Origin of the sequence: Sphingopyxis sp., from assembly GCF_016463645.1 — a bacterium.
Lineage (GTDB): Bacteria > Pseudomonadota > Alphaproteobacteria > Sphingomonadales > Sphingomonadaceae > Sphingopyxis.
The window spans coordinates 1-1,994 of the sequence record NZ_JAEMQX010000253.1; the positions used below are offsets into that span (position 1 = coordinate 1).

The window sequence follows — 1,994 nt, forward strand, 5'->3', positions numbered from 1 at the left end:
GATGTGCCGTGGATGAGCTTCGGCGTGATGGGCGGCGACATGCAGCCGCAGGGGCAAGCGCAGATCGTCATCAACCGCGTCGACTACGGGCTCGAAATACAGGCCGCCGGCGACTCGCCGCGCTGGCATCATGAGGGGTCGTCCGAAACGATGGGGGAGGATTCGCCCGGTCTCGGCCCGAGCGGCATGCTCCGGCTCGAAAACGGCGTACCCGAGGCGAGCCGCCGGAAGCTTGCCGATATCGGCTGGACGCTCGGCGAATCCGACGGCGGTTTCGGACGCTATCAGTGCGTCGAACATCGTATGGACGGCGATACGCGCGTCTATGCGGCGGCGAGCGAGATGCGCGCCGACGGGTGCGCGCTGGCATATTGAGCGAGCCAGCGGCCGCCCGGCGCTGGTTAAGGATGCGACGACCCGCCGCGTGCATCGCGCCGCACTGGCGGCCGGGTCGCCCCGGAAGCGACGCGCGCGCTCGCCGATTATGATCCATGATGGTTTTCTTTGCCAATTCAGCGCTTTTTGGCCGGTCGCGGCGGGCGCGTCGCGGCGGTTGGCGGCCTTCATCCAGCCGAATGATCTGCGAAAATTATCAAACACGATATACGAAAATTTACCTTCCTCGTTTAGGGCTGACGCCGGGACCAATAAGATAACCGTCCGAGGTGGGAATCGGACGGCAGATGTTGAGTCGCGCATGTCGAATTACGAGGCGCCCCCTGCCTCACCGGCCCCCGATGAAAAGCGTCAGCCGCGGCAGTCGCGTCTGGTCAAGGCGGCGCTTGCCTGCCAGCGGCTGGGCCAGTTCGACGTCACCATCCGCAACGTATCATTGACCGGCGTCGGCGGCCAGGGACCGCATATCCTGCAGATAGGCGAACGGATCACCGTATTCCTGCCCGGCCACGAAGCGATGCTCGGAACCGTGCGCTGGGTCGCGGGAACCCGGTTCGGGGTCGAAACCGATCGCGAAATCCAGAAGGTACGCCTGCGCGCCGCGCACAACGACCAGCTCGTCGCCGCCGACAGCCGCGCCGATTTCCAGATCGTACCCCCTCCGCGCGTCGACACCTGGCGTCCGGGCCTGACCCGGGCGACCAGCGTACCGGGGCAATTCGGCAAAAAACGCTGACCACGGCCCGCCGGGGATCGAGCTGTTGCCGATCGGCTTGTATATATGCCTTGTCGATCCGCTGATGCCTAAAGCCACAAAAGTCCCGCATGTGCGCATCGAAACTGTGTCCTTTGTGGCTTTAAGCGCCGTTTGCAAAAGCCGGTGATTTCAAAGAGCAGAGCGGAAGCTGACACGGCGCGGCAATGTAGGACAGCAGTTTTTTTGGGGGCGGTCGATGACAGCTTAGGGCTGGTGAGCGGGCATCGCGCTACGGCGCACTACAATCAGATCGTTCCATGCAGGCCGCGCGAGAGCAGGTGAACTTCGCGAAATCGGCTAGCTTGCCCACTTCATTTAGAGCACGCCGCTTCACATTGACGTCGCACGATTGACCCCAACGCTCCTCGGTCCCGCAAAACTTGGGAATATCGGCAAGCCGATCATACCTTGATCGCGTGCGGGGATCGAACCTCTGCGCAAAATCATCTATCAGATCGGACTCGACGCCGGGAGCAAGCCAATCGAGTCTGTGCTGCAAGCATTGGCCTTTCCAAGCCGTATCCCATCCCACAGCGGCGAGTTTTACCGCGGCGATCTCAGCTTCACTCGCTTTGGGCGGTGGCGAAGCGGTGGTACTGCTGCACCCCGCGAGAAGCGCGATGACGACATAGGTCGATGATTTCATGATCGCAGCATAACTCGGTCATGGAGGTCCGCAAACGGTCGGTTGCCGCCAAAAGAAAACCGGCGCGGATCGCTCCGCGCCGGGTTCCCTCGGTAAACCTGTACAAGGCGCTACGCGTCAGGCGACGCGGCGGACCTCATTGCCTTCGTCGTCGATGTCGCGAAGGACATAGCCGCGGCCCCAGACCGTCTCGAT

The 1,994-nt window shown here is 62.5% G+C and carries 2 protein-coding genes; both read left to right on the top strand.

Going from position 1 to position 1,994, the window contains the following annotated elements; translation table 11 throughout:
- The coding region (locus JHC57_RS22255; RefSeq protein WP_294032735.1) for a gamma-glutamyltransferase at positions 1-375 on the top strand (375 nt) is incomplete at its 5' end.
- 322 nt (positions 376-697) lie between these two features.
- Positions 698-1,132 carry a PilZ domain-containing protein gene (locus JHC57_RS22260; RefSeq protein WP_294032736.1) on the top strand — a complete coding sequence of 145 codons (435 nt, stop codon included), beginning with the start codon at positions 698-700 and terminating at the stop codon, positions 1,130-1,132.
- Positions 1,133-1,994: the final 862 nt, after the last annotated feature.

Bases quoted from the DNA above. Each gene is read 5' to 3' on its own strand.
- JHC57_RS22260 (WP_294032736.1), top strand. From the start codon at position 698: ATGTCGAATTACGAGGCGCCCCCTGCCTCACCGGCCCCCGATGAAAAG.